At 64.6% G+C, this 22049-nt stretch carries 26 protein-coding genes; 14 read left to right on the plus strand and 12 right to left on the minus strand.

Translation table 11 applies throughout. The annotated features are described in order from the left end of the window. Window positions 1-32: 32 nt before the first annotated feature. From QCE64_RS03835 to QCE64_RS03845, 3 genes are all read right to left on the minus strand, one after another. Entirely contained in the window at window positions 33-557 is a 525-nt protein-coding gene (locus QCE64_RS03835) for a hypothetical protein (RefSeq protein WP_310004139.1), read from the minus strand. Beyond that, a complete protein-coding gene (locus QCE64_RS03840; protein WP_309914655.1) occupies window positions 554-1108 on the minus strand; it encodes a hypothetical protein in 555 nt (184 codons plus the stop codon). The genes QCE64_RS03835 and QCE64_RS03840 overlap by 4 nt, the downstream gene beginning before the upstream one ends. A gap of 305 nt (window positions 1109-1413) precedes the next feature. Beyond that, a complete protein-coding gene (locus QCE64_RS03845; protein ID WP_309929516.1) occupies window positions 1414-2481 on the minus strand; it encodes a sigma-54 dependent transcriptional regulator in 1068 nt (355 codons plus the stop codon). Window positions 2482-3082: 601 nt separating this feature from the next. Between QCE64_RS03845 and QCE64_RS03850 the strand changes: the two genes are divergently transcribed. From QCE64_RS03850 to QCE64_RS03890, 9 genes are all read left to right on the plus strand, one after another. Beyond that, window positions 3083-3412, plus strand: a complete 330-nt coding sequence (locus QCE64_RS03850; RefSeq protein ID WP_309914661.1) for a hypothetical protein — start codon at window positions 3083-3085, stop codon at window positions 3410-3412. Between the two features lie 94 nt (window positions 3413-3506). After that, on the plus strand, window positions 3507-3824 hold the full coding sequence (locus QCE64_RS03855; RefSeq protein ID WP_309807673.1) for a DUF883 family protein: 318 nt from the start codon (window positions 3507-3509) through the stop codon (window positions 3822-3824). Between the two features lie 91 nt (window positions 3825-3915). Next, a complete protein-coding gene (locus tag QCE64_RS03860) occupies window positions 3916-4140 on the plus strand; it encodes a hypothetical protein (protein WP_309831260.1) in 225 nt (74 codons plus the stop codon). Between the two features lie 354 nt (window positions 4141-4494). After that, window positions 4495-5898: a sigma-54 dependent transcriptional regulator gene (locus QCE64_RS03865; protein WP_310002725.1), complete on the plus strand. Its 1404-nt coding sequence runs from the start codon at window positions 4495-4497 to the stop codon at window positions 5896-5898. Window positions 5899-6124: 226 nt separating this feature from the next. Then, window positions 6125-6343 carry a hypothetical protein gene (locus QCE64_RS03870; RefSeq protein ID WP_310002728.1) on the plus strand — a complete coding sequence of 73 codons (219 nt, stop codon included), beginning with the start codon at window positions 6125-6127 and terminating at the stop codon, window positions 6341-6343. Window positions 6344-6580: 237 nt separating this feature from the next. Then, window positions 6581-6817: a hypothetical protein gene (locus QCE64_RS03875; RefSeq protein WP_309811440.1), complete on the plus strand. Its 237-nt coding sequence runs from the start codon at window positions 6581-6583 to the stop codon at window positions 6815-6817. A gap of 192 nt (window positions 6818-7009) precedes the next feature. Then, window positions 7010-8488, plus strand: a complete 1479-nt coding sequence (gene otsA / locus QCE64_RS03880) for an alpha,alpha-trehalose-phosphate synthase (UDP-forming) (RefSeq protein WP_309914669.1) — start codon at window positions 7010-7012, stop codon at window positions 8486-8488. 136 nt (window positions 8489-8624) lie between these two features. After that, on the plus strand, window positions 8625-8969 hold the full coding sequence (locus QCE64_RS03885; protein WP_309807681.1) for a chemotaxis protein: 345 nt from the start codon (window positions 8625-8627) through the stop codon (window positions 8967-8969). A 139-nt stretch (window positions 8970-9108) separates the two neighbouring features. After that, a complete protein-coding gene (locus QCE64_RS03890; protein WP_309914671.1) occupies window positions 9109-10026 on the plus strand; it encodes a YihY/virulence factor BrkB family protein in 918 nt (305 codons plus the stop codon). A gap of 176 nt (window positions 10027-10202) precedes the next feature. Here QCE64_RS03890 and QCE64_RS03895 read toward each other — a convergent pair whose 3' ends face one another. After that, on the minus strand, window positions 10203-11690 hold the full coding sequence (locus tag QCE64_RS03895) for an RNA polymerase factor sigma-54 (RefSeq protein WP_309914673.1): 1488 nt from the start codon (window positions 11688-11690) through the stop codon (window positions 10203-10205). A gap of 456 nt (window positions 11691-12146) precedes the next feature. Here QCE64_RS03895 and QCE64_RS03900 point away from each other — a divergent pair, with 456 nt between their 5' ends. After that, window positions 12147-12497 carry a BON domain-containing protein gene (locus QCE64_RS03900; RefSeq protein ID WP_309914674.1) on the plus strand — a complete coding sequence of 117 codons (351 nt, stop codon included), beginning with the start codon at window positions 12147-12149 and terminating at the stop codon, window positions 12495-12497. Between the two features lie 320 nt (window positions 12498-12817). After that, window positions 12818-13039, plus strand: a complete 222-nt coding sequence (locus QCE64_RS03905) for a hypothetical protein (protein WP_309807685.1) — start codon at window positions 12818-12820, stop codon at window positions 13037-13039. Window positions 13040-13113: 74 nt separating this feature from the next. Here QCE64_RS03905 and QCE64_RS03910 read toward each other — a convergent pair whose 3' ends face one another. Next, window positions 13114-13566, minus strand: coding sequence for a PA2169 family four-helix-bundle protein (locus QCE64_RS03910; RefSeq protein ID WP_309914677.1), 453 nt, complete (start codon window positions 13564-13566; stop codon window positions 13114-13116). 223 nt (window positions 13567-13789) lie between these two features. Between QCE64_RS03910 and QCE64_RS03915 the strand changes: the two genes are divergently transcribed. After that, entirely contained in the window at window positions 13790-14041 is a 252-nt protein-coding gene (locus tag QCE64_RS03915) for a hypothetical protein (protein ID WP_310002731.1), read from the plus strand. Window positions 14042-14113: 72 nt separating this feature from the next. Here QCE64_RS03915 and QCE64_RS03920 read toward each other — a convergent pair whose 3' ends face one another. From QCE64_RS03920 to QCE64_RS03940, 5 genes are all read right to left on the minus strand, one after another. After that, window positions 14114-14686 carry a glycine zipper domain-containing protein gene (locus tag QCE64_RS03920; protein ID WP_310002733.1) on the minus strand — a complete coding sequence of 191 codons (573 nt, stop codon included), beginning with the start codon at window positions 14684-14686 and terminating at the stop codon, window positions 14114-14116. A gap of 55 nt (window positions 14687-14741) precedes the next feature. Then, a complete protein-coding gene (locus QCE64_RS03925) occupies window positions 14742-15029 on the minus strand; it encodes a DUF1488 domain-containing protein (protein ID WP_310002735.1) in 288 nt (95 codons plus the stop codon). A gap of 220 nt (window positions 15030-15249) precedes the next feature. After that, window positions 15250-15801 carry a type 1 glutamine amidotransferase domain-containing protein gene (locus tag QCE64_RS03930; protein ID WP_309914689.1) on the minus strand — a complete coding sequence of 184 codons (552 nt, stop codon included), beginning with the start codon at window positions 15799-15801 and terminating at the stop codon, window positions 15250-15252. Window positions 15802-15913: 112 nt separating this feature from the next. After that, the gene (locus QCE64_RS03935; protein WP_309929520.1) at window positions 15914-17281 is read right to left on the minus strand and encodes an MFS transporter; all 1368 of its coding nucleotides are present in this window, start codon (window positions 17279-17281) and stop codon (window positions 15914-15916) included. Window positions 17282-17398: 117 nt separating this feature from the next. Continuing rightward, the gene (locus QCE64_RS03940) at window positions 17399-17902 is read right to left on the minus strand and encodes a YbhB/YbcL family Raf kinase inhibitor-like protein (protein ID WP_309929521.1); all 504 of its coding nucleotides are present in this window, start codon (window positions 17900-17902) and stop codon (window positions 17399-17401) included. Between the two features lie 330 nt (window positions 17903-18232). Between QCE64_RS03940 and QCE64_RS03945 the strand changes: the two genes are divergently transcribed. Continuing rightward, complete coding sequence (locus tag QCE64_RS03945; protein WP_309914694.1) at window positions 18233-19720, plus strand: sensor domain-containing diguanylate cyclase; 1488 nt, start codon at window positions 18233-18235, stop codon at window positions 19718-19720. 15 nt (window positions 19721-19735) lie between these two features. On the opposite strand, the gene QCE64_RS03950 is transcribed toward QCE64_RS03945, so the two are convergent. After that, a complete protein-coding gene (locus tag QCE64_RS03950; RefSeq protein ID WP_309914696.1) occupies window positions 19736-20146 on the minus strand; it encodes a hypothetical protein in 411 nt (136 codons plus the stop codon). 135 nt (window positions 20147-20281) lie between these two features. Between QCE64_RS03950 and QCE64_RS03955 the strand changes: the two genes are divergently transcribed. After that, on the plus strand, window positions 20282-20962 hold the full coding sequence (locus QCE64_RS03955; protein WP_309807699.1) for a TetR/AcrR family transcriptional regulator: 681 nt from the start codon (window positions 20282-20284) through the stop codon (window positions 20960-20962). A 79-nt stretch (window positions 20963-21041) separates the two neighbouring features. Here the strand turns inward: QCE64_RS03955 and QCE64_RS03960 are convergent, their stop codons facing one another. Next, complete coding sequence (locus QCE64_RS03960) at window positions 21042-21899, minus strand: shikimate dehydrogenase (RefSeq protein WP_310002737.1); 858 nt, start codon at window positions 21897-21899, stop codon at window positions 21042-21044. Window positions 21900-22049 lie beyond the last annotated feature (150 nt).

Below are 22049 nucleotides of genomic sequence, written 5' to 3' on the forward strand. Positions count from 1 at the left end.
TGACGGCGGCCGCGCTTTTGCATGAAAAGGCCTTATTGCAGGTTGCCCCAGCGTTCCACCGCCGGTTCCGCCGACGCCCACTTCCAGCCGCTCGACTGCTGGCAGGCGGTAGCGACGAACCACTCGGCGGGCGCTTTGGCATCGTCGCCGTCGACGACCGAGAAGGCGAACTCCTTGCAGGTCGCGAGCGCGCTGCCGAATTCGCGCAGCACGCGCACTTCGCCGTGGCCGTTCTCGACCGGCAGCGTGTGCTTGACCTTCCACGGCCGCGTCTCGCCGACCGACGCCGTGCCCGCGGTCACCGCGATCATGACCTGCTGATCCTGATGCAGCGACTTCATCGTGCGCTTGACGAGCTCGTCGGTGGCGCTCTGCACCGCGACGCCCACGCCGAAGCCAATCGCCGGATTGGTCGTGAAGGCGCCCGTCGCAATGCCGGCCGCGGCGCCGGTGGCCGCGCCGATCGACGCACAGCCGTTCAGGCTCAGGCAGGCCGCGGCGCTGGCGGCGAGCAGGCCGACGCGCAAGGCAATCGGCAAGCTGATGGGACGCGTCATTGCAGCGAGCCCCAGCGCGGCGTCGCCGGTTCGGCGGACGCCCATTTCCACTTGTTGCCGTCGCGGCAGACCGAGGCGACGTAGAAGGCGCTGTCGGCGGGACGGTCTTGCGTGGCGTCGCGATCGACGGAGAACACCACTTCCTTGCACTCCAGCGCACCGCTGCTGATGATGCGGCTCACGGTGACGCGGCCTTTTTCGTCGTCCTCGATCGGCACCGAATGCACGATCTTCCACGGCGCCACCGCGCCGACGTCGAGCGGCCCGGCTACCGACGCGATCTGATCCTGGGTGTTCGTGTGCACCACGCGCTGGGTGTACTGCACGCCCGTCTTGGCCGCGGCGACCGCGCCCAGGCCAATGCCGGTGGCCACGGCCGCGTTGTTGGTCACGCTGCTGGCGATGGCCGCACCGCCGATGCCGGCGCCGGCCGTCGCGCCTTCGCTGTAGAGGGAATTGCATCCTGTCAGGCTCGCGCAGGCCATGACCCCCGTGATGAGCGCAGCCAGTGCGGCCGCGTGCCGGCTATGCCGGTCTACCCTGTTTTGCATGTTGCTTTCCTTCTTTCTCCGATGTCCGGCAAGGCTGACCGGGTGCTCGAATCAACTTGAACTTTCGCCGCCGGAGCGAGGTCCGGCAAAGCGGGGCGGCTCTCGTGAAAAGCACGACGCTGAGGTTTCACGAGCTTCGCGCATTCTGAAGCAAGCCTCTAATTACCGGGCTGTGAAAATTGCAAGCAAATGCAAACGGGCGGAACACGGTCCGCGCGATGTCCTGCTTGCGGGCAAAAAAAAGCGAACGCTGGAGGGCGTTCGCTTCGTCTCGATTGCGTCCCGGCAAGGAGGTCAAGCGCGCGTCAACCTTCGTGTTTCGAGGCGGACTCGCTGGAATCGGAGTCTTCGTTCTCGTAAGCGCCGAGCCGGTTGTACAAGGTCTTCAGGCTGACCCCGAGCGCCTTGGCCGCACGCCGCTTGTCGCCGCCGCAGTGCTTGAGCGTGCCGAGGATGATCTGCTTCTGCGCGTCGGCGAGCGGCGTTCCGACCCAGACGTTCATCGCATCGCCCTGCGTCACCGGCTTCTTCACCCGCGACGCAAGATGCGGATGCGCGATTTCCACCGTCTTCTCGGCGAGGATGAACGCGCGATATACCGTGTTCTTCAGCTCCCGCACGTTGCCGGGCCAGGAATAGGTGCGCAGGACATCGAGCGCGCGCTTGCTGAAGGCCTTGCTGGTGCCTTCCTGGGCGTTCATTTCGGCCAGGAAATGCTGGGCGAGCAATTCGCGGTCGGCGTCGCGTTCGCGCAGCGGCGGCGCGCGCAGCGGAAACACGGCGAGGCGATACATCAGGTCTTCGCGCAAGCCGTTTTCCTTGACGGCCGCGACGGGATCGCGGTTGGTCGCGGCGATCACGCGCACGTCCGAACTGATCAGGTCGTTGCCGCCGACCCGAAAGAACGTGCCGGTCTCGAGCGCACGCAACAGCTTGACTTGCCGCACGGGCGACATCTCGGTGACTTCGTCGAGGAACAGCGTGCCGCCGTTGGCGTGCTCGAAGTAACCGATGCGACCCTGAACCGCGCCGGTGAAACTGCCCTTCTCGTGACCGAACAGCTCGGCTTCGATGAGATTGTCGGGAATCGCGCCGCAGTTCACCGCGATGAACGGCGCATCCTTGCGGGCGCTGTGGTCGTGGATGGTTCGCGCGACGAGCTCCTTGCCGGTGCCCGACTCGCCGATGATGAGCGCGGTCGCGTCGGTGGCGGCGACGCGCTCGATCTGCGCATACAGCTCCTGCATCACGGGCGACGAGCCGAACATCAGTCCATAGGACTTCAGGCCGGGCACTTCTCCCGCGCTGCGCTTCTTTTGCGCTGGTGTATCGCCGACTGCAAGGGGCGGCTGATCGAGATCGGTTGACGCCATGTGTCCTGATGTGTCCTGAGTGCGTGCGAATAGGGTTGTCCGGGCGGCGTCCGGCGGCGCGCCTGCGCTGGGTCCGGAGCGGCCGGCGCGCGAGCAACGCGGGAGTGGAGTGCCGCGCGCGTCGGAAGGCGACGCGCGACGTCCGTTGCCAGATACGTCCCCGCGCTGCGCGGGCGTCGATTCTGGCCGTGCGTCGGTCGAGGAGCGTCTGTACAGCGAAGCGGCCTGGATTGCTCCAAGGCCGCCTGAACGCGGACGTTCCTGTCTCATAAACGCTATTTAACCATTCGCGACGACATTGCGGCAATGCGCGCTCGGGCCGATGCGGTGTTTTGTCCGAAGGCTTGGAGCGCGGACGCTCAATTCCGGAAAGGTTCGCCGGACGCGTCGCGAATTTACAAAGCCACGGCGTAATTGTTACCCGCTGCTGTCGCTTGCCTGTTCATGACAGCGTGGCCTGCGTACGCACGGCCTTTTGCTTTTGACGAAAACCGCTGCTGGCACGAAAGCTGCAACATCGCTATCGAACTTATTCGAAAGTGCCGCGATGACTCGATTCGGCGGCACAGATACGAGGATGGGCGAGAGAGGCAACCGCATCATGGACAACATTCAGCATTTCGACAGCATCGCGCACGAGCCCGTCCGGCCCGTGAAGATGCGCGGCACGCGCGGGAGCCGGCCGGAACTCGCGGCAAGCGAACCGATCGACATTTATCACTGGGCCGCGGTTGCGCTGGTTACCGCGCTCATGTGCGCGGTGTTAGGGTATGCGGCAGGAACGCCGGCGCTGGCGCGGGCGGCTAACGTGACGAGTTTCGTGTTCGGCACGATGGGCGGCGCGCTGGTGGCGAGCGGCCTGGTGCGGAGCCTGCGCGCGCGCGGCGCCGCCGGTCAGCGTCTCGGCGTTACCGTCGCCGAGACCCATTAGACGCCGCATCGATAAACGCAAGCACGCCCGCCCGCAGCAACGGCGATGCGTGCATGACCCCACTTGGGCCCCACTTGGGCAAGGACTTCATTCCATGAGTCAGACGACTGTCCAGCTTGCGTTGGGCAAGCAAAAGATCATCGAAGACATCAAGGTGCTGCTCAACGACTCGGAAGAGTTGCTGCGCCTTTCGGCGACGCTGCCGGGAGAAGGCGTGGACGCGCTGCGCTCGCGCTTGCGCGAGCATGTCGATTCGGCCCGCAGCGCCCTCGAGGACGCGCAGGCGAGCGCTCAGACGCGTTATCGCGCAGGCGTGGACTGCACGGAGAAATACGTGAAGGACAACCCCTGGCAGTCGCTCGGCATCGCGGCCGGCGTCGGCTTCCTGGTGGGGCTGCTCGTCTCGCGCTGACCGCTTGCGTCGAACGCCGGACGCGTGATCCCGTCAACCGTGATCCCGTCCACGATTCGGCGAATTTTCATGACATTGGGAGAGAACACTCATGGCACGTCCTTCGATCGGAATCTTCGGCGCGTTGTTCGCAGTGGGCAGCGTGCTCGCATGGAAATGGGTGCAATCGCAAGACGCCAGCAGGCGCACCGCGCGCGACGTCAGCCGCTGGGAAGACGAAGGCGGCAAGGTGCTGACGCCGGCTTCGGGCGGTGCGGTGAATGGCCACGGCGTGGTCGGCGGTACCGCTGACGCGTGGCATTTCCCGCGCAGCTAAGCCCGCGCGGACGAAGCGCGCCGCGCCCGGCGGGTTCGCCGGCGCGGAACGCGCAGCCGCCTCGGTCGATGAAACGCACGTCTGATCAGCGTGCGTTTTTGACTTGATAAACGCTTATAATCAGTGAAACTCTTTCATAAGTTGCGTAAATGGAAAAACTTACGATGAGTTGATTCCAAGCGTGCTGAATATCGGAAATTATTCTACTTTTGCGGGATCACACGGAGCGCGAATCGCTTGCAGATTCGGCGCCTTTGCTCCCCGCACCGGCCCGCGCGGCGCTGTCCGCACGGAGAAGACCACGCCGCATCGAGGCGTGTGACCTGAAAACGCTTTGGAAACATTCGAGACGCAATGCCACACGTATTGATTGTCGATGACGATCCCAGTACCCGCGAGGCGCTAGCCGCGATCATCGGCGAAGACGGACTGACAACGGCCGTTGCCAGCGATTTGCGCGAGGCGCGCATCCAGCTCGTGCGTCAGACGCCGGACGTCGTCTTTACGGATTTGAAGCTGCCCGACGGCACCGGTGTCGATCTCTTCGAAGATCTGGACCCGCGCTCGGGTGTCGAGGTGATCGTGATCACCGGGCATGCCACGGTCGAGTCCGCCGTCAGCGCGCTGAAGATGGGCGCCGCAGACTACCTCGTCAAGCCGATCAACATGCAGCGCGTGAAGGCGATCCTCGCGCGCCTGCCGCGTGCCGGTGACCTCAAGGCGGAAATCGGCACTTTGCGCGGCGAATTGCGCCGCATGGGCCGCTTCGGCCTGATGCTCGGCAATTCCCCGGCCATGCAGACCGTGTACGACCAGATTGGCCGCGTCGCGCCTACGGCCGCCTCGGTGCTGCTGATCGGTGAATCGGGCACGGGCAAGGAAGTGGCCGCGCAGACGCTGCACGAACTCTCGCTGCGGCGCAAGCATGCGTTCATCGCGGTGAACTGCGGCGCGATCTCGCCGAACCTGATCGAATCGGAGATGTTCGGCCACGAACGCGGCTCGTTCACCGGCGCGGACCGTCAGCACAAGGGCTATTTCGAGCGCGCGAACGGTGGCACGCTGTTCCTCGACGAAATCACCGAAATGCCCATCGAGCTCCAGGTCAAACTGCTGCGCGTGCTCGAAACCGGCATGTTCATGCGCGTGGGCACGACCAAGGAAATCGAGACGGACGTGCGCCTGATCGCCGCGACCAACCGCGATCCGGAACAGGCAGTGCTCGAAGGCAAGCTGCGCCTCGACCTCTATCACCGGCTGAACGTATTCCCGATCAACCTGCCGCCGTTGCGCGAGCGCGGCAAGGACGTCGAGTTGCTCGGACAGGCATTCCTCGACGAGCTCAACAACCGCTACAGCACGAAGAAGGATTTCCCGGTTGCCGTGCGCGAGATGCTGGACTCGTACAACTGGCCAGGCAACGTGCGCGAGCTGAAGAACTACGTGCAGCGCGCGTACATCATGTCCTCGTCGGATTCCGACAGCACCGCCACCGTGCCGCTGCAGATTTCGCTGTCGAAGCCCTCGGCGGGGACGTCGGTGACTATTCCGTTCGGCACGTCGCTGGCGCAGGCGGACCGGCAGCTGATTCTCGCCACGCTCGAACAGTGCGGCGGCGTGAAGACCCGGGCCGCGGAGATCCTCGGCATCAGCCTCAAGACGCTCTATAACCGGCTGGTCGAGTACGGCGAGGATGCCAGCAAGGCCACGGTCGGCGAGGGTGGCGAATCCGGCGAGTCGGATAGCGAAAATCCTTGAACGTCGGCTATCTTTAGACGAATCAGACGCCTGCTGCTGTTAAAAGCGCAGGCGTTTTTCATTGGCAGGCGGCTTTTCTACGCCGATAATGAGTCACTGGAGTGCGTGAAAACAGTATCTCGAAGGGCATGGCCCTTGCTGTCTTCTGATTGACATCCGCGCGCTGCGCAAAGGCGTCGGCGCCCGGATAGGGGAAGTACGATCACAAGACCGCAAGGAGCCCGTCATGTCACAGAGCGTTGCAACTCACGTCTTCCACGCTGTGGGTATCGAGGCGCAGACCCCGCAGCCGCCGGATCCGCCGGTGACGCCGCCCGATCAGCCGCCCCCGACTCCGATGCCGCCCGACACCAATCCGGATCCGACGCGCGAGCCGCCCGAGCCGCCGTCGCAGCCGATCGGCGACCCGCCGCCCGGGCCGAATGAAACGCCGCACGTGTGTTGATAGCTTGAAAAGGCGGTTGGACCGTTCGCAGGACCGCCGACGTTGGACCATGCCCAGACTTCGTGCACGGTTTGAATAAGTTTCCATCCCGTACGTAGGGATTACAAGCAAAGACGCAATAATGACCGGCGATCCGCTTTTTGCCGGTCGTTTTTTCTGAAGCTGCGCTCGTCCAAGGGCGCATCGGTCCGACGCCGCCGAGGTCCTATCGCGACGGCCTTCTACTCTGGAGGCATCATGAGGCATCCCGCACTTCGACGCTCCGCGCGTCATTCATCCAAGCGCGAAGCGCGCGCCGAAGCCGCCAAGGCGGCCGGCACGCAAGCCGGCCCGGCGTCCGCGACAGAGCACGATCCCGCCAGCCAGAACCGCGCCGCGCCTGGCGTTCCGCCCGATGGCGAGCACAATCAGGGTGGCGTTCGGCGCGAGGGAATAGACTATCAACGCGACCTTGGTTCCGAGCAGGATTCGTGATTCCAGGCGAGCCGCCCCGCTCGTTCCAAGAACAAAAATTTCTACGCGGCGCGTCGTCGCCGCGTGTTTTTGTTCGTCCGTAACATCTGCCTACAAATATTTGTTCACCAATAGCAACAAAAAGGCACAGTTTTTGCATCTTCATTGATCGCCAATTCGAGCATGCAACGACAACTGAGAGGTGAAGCTGTAATGAGCAGATTGATCGTGGTATCGAATCGCGTCGCCCCGATTCAGGAAGGCAAGCCCAGCGCGGGCGGCCTCGCTATCGGCGTGCTGGATGCGCTCAAGGAGACAGGGGGCGTGTGGTTCGGCTGGAGTGGCGAGATCGTCGGAGAAGCGGCGGCGCCGGTGGTCGAGAAGGGCGGCAAGGTGACCTATGCGACCGTCGGGCTCACGCGCCGTGACTATGACCAGTACTACCGTGGCTTCTCGAACGCCACGCTGTGGCCGACGTTCCACTATCGCAATGACCTGTCGCGCTTCGACCGCGAGGAATTTGCCGGCTACATGCGCGTCAATGCAAGCCTCGCGGCCAAGCTGAAGACGATGCTGAAGCCCGACGACATCATCTGGGTGCATGACTATCACATGCTTCCCTTCGCGCAGGAGCTGCGCAAGCTGGGCGTCAACAACCCGATCGGCTTCTTCCTGCATATCCCGTTTCCGGTGCCGGAAGTGATGCGCACCATTCCGCCGCACGAGGAACTGATGGCGGCGATGTGCCAGTACGACGTCGTCGGTTTCCAGACGGATAACGACAAGCAGTCGTTCATCGATTACATCGAGCGCACCGGGCGCGGTCACTACAGCGACGACGGCATGCTGCAGGCGTTCGGCCGGATGATGAAGGTCGGCGCCTATCCGATCGGCATCTATCCGGATGCCATCGCCAAGTCTGCCGAGCAATTCGCCAATCGCAAGCAGGTGAACAGCCTGCGCGACAGCATGCGCGGCCGCAAGCTCATCATGAGCGTGGACCGGCTCGATTATTCGAAAGGGCTGGTGGAACGCTTCCAGGCCTTCGAGCGCCTGCTGCTCAATGCGCCGGGCTGGCATGGCCGCGTGTCGCTGGTGCAGATCGCGCCGCCGACCCGCTCCGACGTGCAGACCTATCAGCGCATTCGCCAGAACCTGGAAGGCGAGGCGGGCCGCATCAACGGTCGCTTTGCGCAGCTCGACTGGACGCCCATTCAGTACCTGAACCGCAAGTACGAACGCAATCTGCTGATGGCCTTGTTCCGCCTCTCGCAGGTCGGCTATGTGACGCCGTTGCGCGACGGCATGAACCTGGTCGCGAAGGAATATGTCGCGTCGCAGGATCCGGCGGATCCGGGCGCGCTGGTGCTGTCGCAATTCGCGGGCGCGGCGGATCAGTTGCCGGGCGCACTGGTCGTCAATCCGTTCGATCTGTCGCAGATGTCGGAAGCGCTTGAGCGTGCATTGTCGATGCCGCTCGCCGAACGTCAGGCGCGCCACGCCGACATGATGGCGCCGTTGCGCGAGAACAATCTGTCGGTCTGGCGCGACTCGTTCCTGTCGGACCTGCGCAGTGTGGCGACCGCCGCCTCGGTGACGGAGAAGACCGTCAAGACGGTCAAGCAGAGCGCGACGTCCGCCGCCGGTTCCGCCGGCGCGGCCGCGAAGCCCTCGGCGGCGGCGAAGGCCTGAAGCCTGGACCCTTGCTGCAGCCGTGTTGCACACAACCCCGCGTTTCGCAAGAAGCGCGGGGTTTTTCTATGGGCGCGCGGAACGGCTTTTGCGGATCTCCATGGAACACGAACAGGAACCGACCATGGAGGTCACGATGAGTGGAAGCACATTGAACCCGCCTGAAGACGACGGCGCGGAATACGGCAAGGGTCACGGCACGGGCGCGCTGGGTCCCAGCGATTCATCGGACAGCGGCTCGGATGTGCAGGGCGAAAAGCGCTATCCGGGCGAGATCGAGGACGAGCTCGATGCCCACGCGCTCGGCCAGTCCGAAGCCGAGTTGAACAGCGATACCGATCGTTACGGCACAGGAGAAGCGGCATCCGCGGACGGCGACAATCATCTGACGCCGGACGGCGACATCCTGCCCGATGAAGTAGAGGACGAGACGCGCGGCATCGCCGAGGACGAAGCCGATCCGGACGCGGAACGCCCCTGAGCGCACCCAGGCGTGCATGTAGGCAAGCGGCACATTCCAGCCGGAACGTGCCGCTTTTCATTTGCGCCCCCGCTGTGCGCTTCGTCCGGCCGGGCTAACATCAGCGCTGGCAACCTTCGCCGCGCTCCGCTTCCTCTCGATGGATCAGAACCTTCGCCCGACCACCTCGCAAGCTCCAACCGTCGCAGCCGGCCGCACGTCGCGGGTCGGCTGGCTGTCGTGGCTGGTCGATCCGGTCTCGCAATGGGTGCAGGACCACTGCCTGATGTTCTCGGCATCGATCGCCTTCTTCGCGGCGTTCTCGATCGCGCCGACGCTGGTCATTGTCATCGCGGTAGCGAGCGTCTTCTTCGGCGCCGACGCCGTGCAGGGCCGTCTGTTCGACGAGATCAGCGGCGTCGTCGGCGCCGACGCGGCTCACGCGCTGGAGGCGATCGTCGCCAACGCGTGGCACGCGGATATCGCACGCAGCACGGCGCTGCTGTCGCTTGCGGGCGTGCTGGTCGGGGCGTCGGCCACGTTTTCGACCTTGCACAGCGCGCTCAACGTGATCTGGCCGACGCCCGCGGTCAGCGCGCGCGAGAGCATCGTCTCGCTGCTGCGCGTGCGGCTGATGTCGTTCGGGCTCGTGATCGGCGCGGGCCTGCTCGTCGCGGCGCTGCTGGTGCTGGATGCGCTCGTCGAGATTCTCGGGCACTGGGTGCTCGGCGACGGCAGTCCGTTCATCGTGCTGTCAGGGCTCACCCAGCGAGCGATATCGCTGTGCGTGCTGATGCTGGCCTTCACCGTGCTGCTGAAATTCCTGCCGACGACCCGCATGCTCTGGCGCGACGCGGCGCTGGGCGCGGCTGCAGCGGCGCTCCTGTTCGAGGGCGGCAAGCGGCTGTTCGCGTTCTATCTCGCGCACGCCGGCACGGCGAACATGTTCGGCGCGGCCGGGTCGCTGGCGATCATCCTGATGTGGCTGTATTACTCGGCGGCGGTCTTCCTGCTGGGCGCCGAACTCGCGGCCACGGCGGCACGCAAGCGCACGCACCGGGCTTCCGGATGGCGCTGAACGGCCGGCGCTTAACCACGGTGCGATGACAAAAAAAGGCCGTCCGCGAACGGACGGCCTGTCGGCTACGCTCCCTGTCGCTCAGGCGCCTCGCTTGACCGGGTCGTCGCCGAGCGCTTGAGAGCGTGACAAGCAGTGTGTCCGCGCGCGTTGCCTCTATGCGCGGACGATGCACTTCACGCCTGACGGCGCAATTCTGCGGGCGGCACCTTCATCAGATGGCGATACTTCGCCACCGTGCGGCGCGCCACGATCACGCCCTGGTCCGCCAGCATCTTCGCGAGACTGACATCGGACAGCGGATCGCGCGTGTTCTCCTGCGAGATCATTTCCTTCAGCAACGCCCGCACGGCCGCGGCCGAGCAGGTGCCGCCGCTTTCCGTCGACAGCTCGCGCGGGAAGAAATGCTTGAACTCGAAAATGCCGCGCGGCGTGGACATGTACTTGTTGCCCGTGGCGCGCGAGATGGTGGACTCATGCAGGCCGAGTTCGTCGGCGACGTCGCGCAACACCAGCGGCTTCAGTGCGATTTCGCCATAGTCGAAGAATGCCTTCTGATGCGACACGATGCATTCCGCCACGCGCTGGATGGTCGTGAAGCGCTGCTGGGCATTGCGGATCAGCCAGCGTGCTTCCTGCAACTGCTGCGCGAGCGGCGAACGGCTGGCGCCGGCCGACTGCGCGAACAGTTCGGCATACATGCGGTGGATGCGCGCGCGCGGCAACACGGCGGGATTGATCGTCACGAGCCACTGCTTTTTGACCTGACGCACAATCACGTCCGGCACGACGTAGTTGTCCTCGCTCTGGCCGTAGTTCTCGCCCGGTTTCGGATCGAGGCGGCGGATGAGCGCACAGGCGATGCGCAGTTCATCGGCGCTGCAGCCGATCTTCTTCTGCAGTTCGGCTTGCTCACGGCGTGCGAGACGTTCGAGGTGATGCGCGACGATTTCGAGCGCGACCGCGCGGCCCGGCGTCTCTTCGTCGAGTGCTTGGAGTTGCAGGGTCAGGCATTCGGACAGATTGCGCGCGCCCACGCCCGGCTTGTCGAGCGACTGGACCAGCTTGAGAGCGATCGTGAGTTCGTCTTCGCCGAGCGCCGGTTCGATCTCGACCACGTTGGCCAGATCGCTCAGTTCCTGCCGCAGGTAACCGTCGTCGTCCAGGGCTTCGATGATGAGCTGGGCAATGGCGCGATCGCGCTCGTTCAGCTGATACAGACGAAGCGAATCGTGCAGGGTTTCGTGCAGCGACGGCTCGATGCGGACCCAGTCCGCAGGGTCGGAGCCTTCGCCGTCGCCGTTATTGCGCGACGCGCTGCGCCCGAACGGGTCCGAGGAAAATTCGTTCATGGAGTCGTCGCGGCTGCCTGAATCCATGCTGGATTCGCCTTCGTTCGACGCCTCGGTGCTACTGGGTACTTCGCTTGCGCTGTCGGTGGTGGGGGAGAGCGTCGAATCGCTCATCGAGCTGCCGTTGTCGGCACCGAGCGCGTTGTCTTCGGTCTGCGTTTCGTCGTACTCGAGAAACGGGTTGGTGTCGAGCGCATTGCGCAGTTCCTGCTGGAACTCGAGCGATGACAATTGCAAAAGGCGAACGGACTGCTGGAGACGCGGTGTAAGCGCGAGACTTTGCTTCGCGCGGAGTTCGAGTATGGGCGGCATTGCGTGCTGATCCTCGATTGTTCTAGACGTGACGGGCTGATGTGCAAGTGGATAAAAGCACAGACCGTGCCAGCGATCGTCAAGCTCGTGCTGCGACTAGCTTTTTTGCGTCAGCAGCGATTATTCGATGGGTGGCCGAGGCCACATTCACGCACTTTTTTACACGCACTCAGACAAAAGCGCCGCGCGTTTCGCCGATTCGCACGGACTCGCCGTCATGTCCGCCGGACGCGCCCGGAGAGATTCTCGTAGGGGCAACAAGCCTTTGATTCTTCACAGGGATCCCGTGTCGCGCGACGACTTGAACACGCCGGACACAAGGCTTCGGCACGCAAGTTGCGGTAGGGATGGCACGTTTCGCGTGCTACGGCGCGACGTAAATCGAAGAGCGCGGCCCCTCGCCTGAAGAAGCGAGTCGGCGCGCCAGACCAAAATCGACAAAATGGGAGTATTGCCATGAAGACGACTCAAATCCTGAAGGCTGCCGGTGGTATCGCTTGTGTGATGTTCGCGCTGAACGCCAGCGCCCAGAACGCGACTGTGACGCCGGCATCGTCCACCACCGGTTCCGGCACGACGATGGGCCAGAAGGTCGATGACAGCGCGGTCACGACCAAGGTCAAGGCCGAACTGCTCGGCGCGAAGAACGTCAAGTCCACGCACATCCACGTGAAGACGCGCTCGGGCGTGGTGTCGCTGACCGGTACGGTGCCGTCGGCGGAAGACAAGACCGCCGCCGAGGAAGTCGTCTCGAACGTGTCCGGTGTTGCATCGGTGAAGAACCACCTTAAAATTGCGGCCAAGTAATGGCATAGTGCGTATGCCCGGCTTCGCCACGGCGGGCCGCGGTTGAGTGCCAGCAGCAAGGAACCCGCGCAGGGTCCGATGGTTCGCCGGAAGGCGGACGGCCGGATCGGGCGCGGGTTCTCGCATCAGGGCGTCGTGATTCGTGTCGCAACGGATCCGGCGCCGCAGTCGCAACATGGTTCCGCTTAAGCAGTGCGCATTACCTCGCAGCACTTCGAAACCTATAAACGAAGTACGGCCGTTCAGGACGTTACTTACACAGGCGGTTGACGGGCGTGCAGAACAGCGCCGTTCCGAAACCCCGGCAAAAGGAGCTCTTCATGAAGACGAAAAAGATGGCATTGATCGGCGCGCTGGCACTGGCGTTCTCCACGGGCGCCTTCGCACAGGCTGCATCGGATGCGGCGGCAACCGGCTCGCACGCTAAGAAGTCGAAGGGCACCTATCTGCATCAGCAGGACAAGGCGCACAAGCTGAAGGGCGCTTCGGCAGCCGCAGCGGCATCGTCGCTGGGCACCAACGACAAGGGCCAGCCGCAGTAAGCTGCGCTTCCTTGATCGCCATGAAAAACGGCCGCGCGAGCGGCCGTTTTTTTCGTCAGCGGACCTGACGCGTATCAGGACTTCGCAGCCGCATACTGATCGCGCAAGTCGCGAATGCGGTCGTGATTCTCCAGCACGCCTTGATATTGACGCTCGACGATCGCGCGGATATCGGCGGGCAGTTCCTTGTCCAGCGCCTCGCGATAATTCTTCTTGGCGGCATCTTCGCCACGCTCGCATTCGGCGAGGATCGCATGGTCGCTGTGACCGCTCACGGCCGACTTCACGTCCACCCAACCACGATGCAAGGCGCCGGCCACCGAGCCGCCGGTTTCCGGCTTGCCGCCGAGTCGCTGAACCACGTCCTGCAATTCGCGCGCGCCTTCGGCGCACTTCTGCGCGCGATTCTGGAACAGCAGCTTGAGGCTGGGATCGCGCGTGTCCTCGGCAGCCTTGAGGAAGCCCTTCTCACCATCCTTCGAGGTTTCGACCAGATCGTTGAGTACCGATACGACGTTCGTGCTCATGAGAGTCCTCCGTTATTGAGTTGAGACCTTGCTACGCCGCGGCCTCCCTGCGAGTTGCGGCTTGCCAGTTCATAGCGCATGCGGCGTGCCCGCAAGGCGCGGGGTTCGGGCGGGTCTCAAAGCTCGACGACGGGGAAGGGCGGCACACGCTTTGCTAACTCCACGCCACTACAAGCGCGAATCCTTCGGAGAGTCGCGCACGACGGCAACTGGAGAGAACACCATGAATTTCCTGCACCGGCTCGCCAAGCGCGAGTCCCTCGTACTTGTGGCCATCGTGGCTTCGGCGGTCACCATTCAAGTGCGACAGCATGTCAACGCTATTCAGGAAGCAGCTGCACAGGTTCAACCGTCGCAGGCCGCACCGGTTTGCGAGCCTTCGTCGATGCAGACGGATGCGCCACGCATGCAGCCGGCCGAGTGCAGCATCCGCGGGCATGTGCGTCCCACACATCCAACGGGTCTCTGGGTCTGACAACGCGCAGTGGCGCATGCGCGCAAACGCCCGCGTTCGCGGGCGTTTTTGCATGAGAAGCGGAGCAAACCCTCAGGCACGCGTCTCCGCGAATTCGCCTACCGGATGCGGCGGTTGCAGCGGGTCGAAGTCGCTCCAGCGGCCTTGCTTCCAGCGTCCCGACGCCCGTTCGATATCCACGCCGCCGGCCGCGCGCAACGCATCGGCGGCCTGGCCCTGGGTCTCGGGAGAGACATGCACGGCCACCACGACGCCCGCATGACGCATCGGCTCCTCGGCCTGCGCGGACGTCTTCGGCTTGCGCGTATGCGACATCGCGCCGACCAGCGATCCCACATACGCACCGACGCCCGCCGCGATCACCGACACCAGCAGCGGCGCGTGGAACACGGCGAAGATCGCCGCGCCGACCACCGCGCCCGCCACCGCGCCGATCGTCACACCCTTGCCGGCGCCCTTGGGCGCGGCGCTCGCACCGGCATCGGTGCCGACGTCGCCGCCGATCGGATGGCGCGCATGCTGCCCGCTCGGATTGACGAAGAACAGCGTCACGTCCTCCTCGACGAAACCGTTATTGAACAAGCGCTGGGCCGCCGCTTCGGCCGCGGGGAAAGTTTGAAATCGGCCCGCAATGATCAGGGACATGTTCCCTCCTTATCGACTGGGTGAATGGATTCGACGCGCGGCATGCCGGCCCGGGTCATTCCGGTTCCAGGCCCGCGACGCGGAACAGCCCGCTTCTCAGCACGACGGGCTGGCCGCCGTTGTCATCGAGTGCTTCGGCGCAGACCGCGCGGATGCGTGCGGCGCCGTTTTCAAAAGCGGCAAGCAGATCTTCTTCGCGCGGCGATGGCGCGCCGAAGTGATCTTCGAGTGCCTCTGCGGAGATCGAACAGACGACCGGCTCGCCATCCACGAGCGCCGCGAAGTGGATGGCAAGGTCGTCGCCGTCATAGACAGGGGATTCGTCGGCAAAGGTGATGTGCATGGTCGAGTCCTCATAAGCGGGACGAGGGTGGGCGACGCGCCGCATGTCGTGCGCGAGGATCATGACGCCGTGTCTCCAATATAGGCCGCGCCGAAAGCACAGCTGCGCGGATTTTCCACGGCGCTCGCCGGGAGGCGAAAGCCGCGCCCTTGCGCATGCATATGCTCGTGACGGCTGAACGGTTTCGACATCGGCATGACTCCGTGACGAGGCTTGCCGCTCAGGCCGCGCGCGACTTGCCGAGCGCGTCGATGAGCGCACGGTTGAAAGCGGGCAGGTCGTCCGGCTTGCGGCTCGTGATGAGATTGCCGTCCACCTGCACTTCCTGATCCACCCACGTGCCGCCGGCGTTGCGCACGTCGTCCTGCAAGCTCGGCCAGCTGGTCATCGTGCGGCCCGCGACGATGCCCGCCGAAATCGGCAGCCAGCCGCCGTGGCAGATCACCGCAATCGGCTTCTTCGCGCGATCGGCTTCCTTGACGAAGCTTTGCGCCTTCGCATCCAGCCGGATGGCGTCGCCGTTGACCACGCCGCCCGGCAACACCACGGCGTCGTAATCGCCGGCGTTGGCGGCATCGAGGGTGACATCGACGTCGACCTTGTCGCCCTTGTCGACATGCTTGAAACCCTGGATCTGTCCGGCCTTCTGCGAGATGACGTGCACCTGCGCACCGGCTTCCTCGAGCGCACGTTGCGGCTCGACGAGCTCGGCCTGCTCGAAGCCGTCGACGGCGAGAATGGCAACCTTGCAACCGTTGAGCGATGAGCCCATGAACACACTCCTGTTAGCGATTTTGGGGTGATTCGCATGTGCGGAATCCATGCCCGACGTTCAGCAAGGGGTGTGCCCAAAGGGCGGAGACAGACGGTGCGGGGCGCGTCCCTCAGGCCGTCTCGACGCGGCGTCCGCCGGTCAGCCGCAGCAGGCTGACGACGGCAGCCACGGCCGCGAATGCCGCACCGAGGCCGAGCGCGAGCGTGGGGCCGTTTCTGGACGCGATGCCGAAGCACAGCGCGACGAGCGCCGCGCCGAGGGTCTGGCCGGTGAGGCGGGCGGTGCCGAGCATGCCGCTCGCGCCGCCGCTGCGATGACGCGGCGCCGCGGAGATGATCTGGCGATTGTTGGGCGACTGGAACAGGCCGAAGCCGAGGCCGCAGACGGCCATGCGCCACGCGATGTCGAACGCATCCGGATGCGCGCCGAGCGTGGCGAGCGCGACCAGTCCGAGCGACAGGATCGCGAGTCCGATGCCGCCCAGCAAGCCTGCCGAATAACGGTCCGCGAGAATGCCCGAGAGCGGCGCGACGAACACAATGACGAGCGGCCAGGGTGTCATCAGGAAGCCGGTTTCGACCTGGCTCATGCCGAACGTGTCCTGCAGCAGGAATGGCAGCGACACGAAGGCCAGCATCTGCGCGCAGAACGAACAGACCGAGGTGCCGATCGACAGCGCGAAGACCGGAATGCGCAGCAGGTCGACCGGCAGGAGCGGCTGGCTGCGGGTCAGTTGCCGCCTGACGAAGAAGTAGCCGATCACCACCACTGCCGCCAACTCGGCGATGACCCACGGCCGGTGCGCGCCGTGTCCGAAGCCGTCCACCGCAACGATCGCGAGGCCGAAGAACAGCGCGTTCATGATCGCGCTGATGTAGTCGTAGGGCTGGCGATGCCCCGGCGTGCGCGGCAGCGCGCGGATGCCGATGGCGAAGGCGGCGAGGCCGATCGGCACGTTGATCGCGAAGAGCCACGGCCAGGTGGCGACCGCGAGCACGCCCGAGGCGACGGTCGGGCCGACGACCGAGGACACGGCGACGACGGTCGTGTTGATCGCGACGCCGCGTCCGAGCTGCTGGTGCGGATAGATCATGCGCACCAGCGCCGTGTTGACGCTCATGATGCCGGCCGCGCCGAAGCCCTGCACGATGCGCGCGGCGGTCAGCCCGACGAGCGAGCCCGACAGCGCGCAGGCCAGCGACGACACCGTGAACAGCGCCAGTCCGCCGACATACACGTGCCGATAGCCGATACGGTCGCCGAGCGAGGCGAGCGGCAGCAGCGAGATGGTGATGGTCAGCTGGTAGGCGTTGACGACCCAGATGGAATCGGCGGGCGACGCGTTCAGATTGCGCGCGATGGTCGGCAGCGCGACGTTGGCGATGGCGCCGTCGAGCACGGCGAGCGTGACGCCCAGCGCAACGACGAGAATGGCCCAGTAACGTTGGGGGAGCGGCAGACCTTGATCGGAGTCCATCGATGGGCAGGGAGTGGCGGCGGCGCATTGTATGTCACGCCGTTTTCAAATGGATTGTGCGCGGGCGCTGCAAGGCGGGACGCGGACCTCGAAGGCCGCGCCCCGGTCATGCCTTCTTCACTTCAGTTCGTACAGGCCGGTGTAGGTCGCCGAATCGATTTCGTTCAGGTGCGTCATGAAACGCGCCACGGCGTTGGTGGCGTTGATGTCGAGCGGCAGGCTCTCGGCGGACAGCGCGTGGATGCGGAAGATGTAGCGATGCGGCTTGTCGCCGCGCGGCGGCGCCGCGCCGCCGAAGCCCACGGTGCCGTAGTCGTTGCGCAGTTGCAGCGCGCCGGCGGGCAGCAGGCTGCCGTCGGCCTTGCCGGCGTTGCGCGGCAGGGAGCGCGTGTCGGGCGGAATGTTGACGACGATCCAGTGCCAGAAGCCGCTGCCGGTCGGCGCATCCGGATCGTAGACGGTGAGCGCGAGACTGCGCGTCTCGGCGGGCGGGGCGTCCCACTGCAGCGCCGGGGAAACATTCTCACCCGCGCCGCCGAAGGCTTGCTGGTCGAATTCGTGGGCGCGCGCCATGAAGCCATTCGCCGGAAATTCATCCGACCAGATACGGAAGTCAGCCATGAGAGTCATGCCTCCTGGTGGTTGCGTGTCGATGAAGGCGGCATCGCGCCGTGTATCGTGCCGCGTTGTTGCGCGCGGATCAGGCGGCGTGCCGTTGACCTGCCGGAAGTGCAGCAAACGTGCCCGAGCCTGTGCCAGGAACGCGACGCCCGGGTCCATGCCTGTCAATCGAGTTTAGCATCTGCCCCCGATACACATCGGCGCCTCCTTCAACGCGGAGCGCCGTCAGCTTCCCGCAAAATATGGCGCGCTACAATAATGAGATGATTCGGGAGCGATCCCGCATGCATCAGCCATGACCGAGAGCCGGCGCAAGCCGAAAGGAACACCATGCCAAACGACCCGCGCCGCGCTGCCGGTCAATTTACGCCGGCGAGCATGCCGGAGGACGATGCCGACATGTTCGACCTCGCGCCGGTCTCGCTCTGGCTCGAGGACTTCAGCGCGGTGCGCGATCAGTTCGAGCGCTGGCGGGCGGCGGGCGTCACGGACCTGCGCGCGTTTCTCGCCGACGAACCCCAGCGCGTGGCCGAATGCTCGTCGCGCATCCGGGTGGTGAAGGTCAATCAGCGCACGCTGTCCCTGTTCCAGGCGAAGGACGCCGATCATCTGGTGCAGAACCTCGACCGCGTGTTCCGCGACGACATGCTGAAGACGCACGTCGACGAACTCGAGCAGCTCTGGTCCGGCAAGGCGCGTTTCGTGAGCCAGACGGTCAACTACACGCTCGACGGCAAGCGTCTCGACGTGCTGCTCAAGGCAGTCGTCCTGCCGGGACACGAGGACACGTGGAGCCGCGTGCTCGTGACGATCGAGGACATCACCGAACTCGAAGCGATGCGGCGCAGCGCCGCCGCCAGCGAACTCTATGCGCGCGGCCTGTTCGAGCATTCGCCGGTGTCGCTGTGGGTGGAGGATTTCAGCTCCGTGAAGGCGTTGCTGGACGATGTGCGCGAGCGCGGCATCGTCGATTTCCGCACCTTCACCAATGTGCATCCGGAGTTCGTCGAGCGCTGCATGCAGGAGATCCATGTCCTCGACGTGAACCAGCACACGCTGCGCATGTTCGCCGCACCCGACAAGGCGACGCTGCTGTCGCGCCTGCCCGACGTGTTTCGCGACGACATGCATGCGCACTTCCAGGAGCAGCTGGTCGAGCTGTGGGAGCACAAGCTCTTTCATCAGCGCGAGGTGGTCAACTATTCGCTGGAAGGCAACGAGGTGCATGTGCATCTGCAGTTCTCGGTGTTTCCGGGGCACGAGGCGCGCTGGGATCTGGTGCTCGTCGCGCTGACGGACATCACCGCGCGCAAGAAGGCCGAGGCCTACCTCGAATTCCTCGGCAAGCACGACGTGCTGACGAAGCTCAAGAACCGCTCGTTCTACGTCGATGAAATCAACCGGCTTGAACGCAAGGGGCCGTTCCCGGTGACGGCCATCGCGATCGACGTCAACGGCCTGAAGGCGGTGAACGATCAGCTCGGCCACGCCGCCGGCGATGCGCTGCTGCGGCGCGCGGGCGAAGTGCTCGGCAAGGCGGTGGAGAAGCCGTTCCAGGCGGCGCGCATCGGCGGTGACGAATTCATGGTGCTGCTGCCCGGCACCGACGAACGCGGCGGCGAGGCGGTGATCGACAGCATCCGGCAGTTGCTCGAAGTGAACAACCAGTTCTATTCGGGCATGCCGCTGTCGTTTGCGATGGGCGCCGCCACCGCCCAGGACGGCGAACGGCTCGAGTCGATGCTGCAGCGCGCGGATGCCGTCATGTACACGGAAAAGCGCGCGCACTACGAGGAAAGCCAGCGCAGGGACGACTGAGCGCCGTCCCGCTGCTTACTGCGGCGGCTGGGCCGTGACTTCGTCGATGCCGCGCGCAAGCGCCGGACACGCCTCGCCAATCTCTTTCTTGTATTCCGCGGGCTGACTCGCCTTGAGCCGCGCGAAACGATCGACGGTGGACTGCGCCTGAGCCAGCCCGAGCTTCCATTCGCCGTCGAAGTCGGGCGCGTCGGGATAGCTGGTATGGACCACGTCCTTGAAGCGCGCGATTTTCGCGGCATCGATATGACAGACGTCGGCGGCGCCGCGCGCGAGACTCGCGCTGGTCATCACGCCTTCGGCGGCCATCAGTTGCTTGGCATCGGGATGACCCGGCGGCAGGGCGGTCTGGGCGAAAAGATGCGTGCTTCCCATCAGGCTGCATGCGGCCAGCGCGCACGCTGTCAGCGTTTTAGAGTGCTTCATGCGTAATGATTTTCTTGATTGCATGCGGGGAAGAAAATTATAGGCGAAGCACCCGGAATGGATGGGCCCGTAAGGCAAGGATGCCTATATAGCCCGTGCTAGAATCGATTTTCCATGCCGTTCTCAGACAGAAAAATGAAAAAAGGAAGCAAGGCCGCCAGTACTGCGCCCTCGTCGACCACAGCAGAAGGACGGCGCAAGTACGACCCTGAGGAGACCAAGCGGAACATTCTCGACATCGCCACGCAGGAGTTCTCGGCGATGGGCCTCACCGGCGCACGCGTGGACGCCATCGCGGAACGCACCAACACCACCAAGCGCATGCTGTACTACTACTTCGGCAGCAAGGAAGGGCTGTATGAAGCGGTGCTGGAGCAGGTCTACGGCGACATCCGGGCGCTCGAGCAGGAACTGCAGCTCGCGGAGATGGAACCGGAAGAAGCGCTGCGGGAATTCGTCGGCTTTACCTTCGACTATCACGACAAGCATCGCGATTTCGTGCGGCTCGTGACGATCGAAAACATTCACTCGGCCAAGTACATCGAGCAGTCGAAGACCTTCAAGGCGCGCAATTCGAGCGTCGTGAAAACCATCGAGGATCTGATCGCGCGCGGAGTGGCGGCGGGCAAGTTCCGTGGCGACGTCGATCCCATCGACCTGCATCTGATGATCAGCTCGTTCTGTTTTCACCGCGTGGGCAATCGCCATACGTGGAGCGCCGCGTTCGGACGCGATCCGTCGGGCGTGCGTTCGCGGGCACGGCATCGCGAGATGATCGTCGACGCCGTGCTGTGTTTCATGCGGCGCGACGACTGACCTCAACTCATGCAACGCTGAAACGCCGAACGGCGGCTCTCTCGCGAGGCCGCCGTTTTGTTTGATGCCGGATAAACGTTCAGCCTTCCAGCAGACTCTGGAAGTGCGCGAACATGCGTTCGGCATCCGGCTCGCGGCCGGTGAAGATGCGCAGCGCATCGACTGCCTGGCACACCGCCATGCCGCCGCCGCTGACCGTGCGGCAGCCGAGCGCGCGCGCCGCCTTCAACAGTTCCGTTTCCAGCGGGAAGTACACGATCTCCGCGACCCACAGTTCCTTGTGCAGATAGTCCGCCGGCAACGGCAGGCCGGGCAGCTTGGCCATGCCGGTCGGCGTCGCGTGGATGAGCCCGCTTGCGGCGCCCAGCGTCTCGCGCAGATCGCCGCCGCTCGTGACCGTACGGTCCGCAAAACGCGCGCCGAGATCGGCCGCGAGGGCGGCGGCGCGGGTGGCATCGGAGTCGAACAGCGTCAGCGTGCGCGCACCCATCGCCAGGGCCGCGTGCGCGACGGCCGCGCCCGCGCCGCCGGCGCCAAGCTGCACGACGCGTTCGAGCGGCGCGCCCGGCAGGCCGCGCTGGAACGCGCGCGCGAAGCCCGATCCGTCCGTGTTGTAACCGATGCGCCGGCCGTCCTTCAGCACCACCGTATTGACCGCGCCCAATGCGCGGGCGTCGGGATGGAGTTCGTCGAGCAGGGGAATCACGGCCTGCTTGCACGGATAGGTGATGTTCAGGCCGTCATAGCCCATGCGCTCGGCCGCGACCAGCAAGTCCGGAAGGGCAGCCGGTTCGAGTTGCAGCGCCTGCAGATCGATGCGCCGGTACACGTAGTTGAGGCCGAGCGTGCGGCCTTCCTGTTCGTGCATGGCGGGTGTGAGCGAGCCGCCGATGCCCGAGCCGATCAGGCCGATGAGATACGAAGTCTTCTGAGTCATGCATGCGCTCCAACAAGGTGTGGCACTGCGCGAGGTTTCGATGCTGCAGTGCGAAATCGGGTACGGCGCAGTGTGAACTGCCGCACGGGACGTGTCGTTCGGTGTTTTCACGTATTTGTACGTTCTAGTTAGTTTGCTATCATGCCGCAG

The organism is Caballeronia sp. LZ043 (genome assembly GCF_031451075.1).
Classification (GTDB): domain Bacteria; phylum Pseudomonadota; class Gammaproteobacteria; order Burkholderiales; family Burkholderiaceae; genus Caballeronia.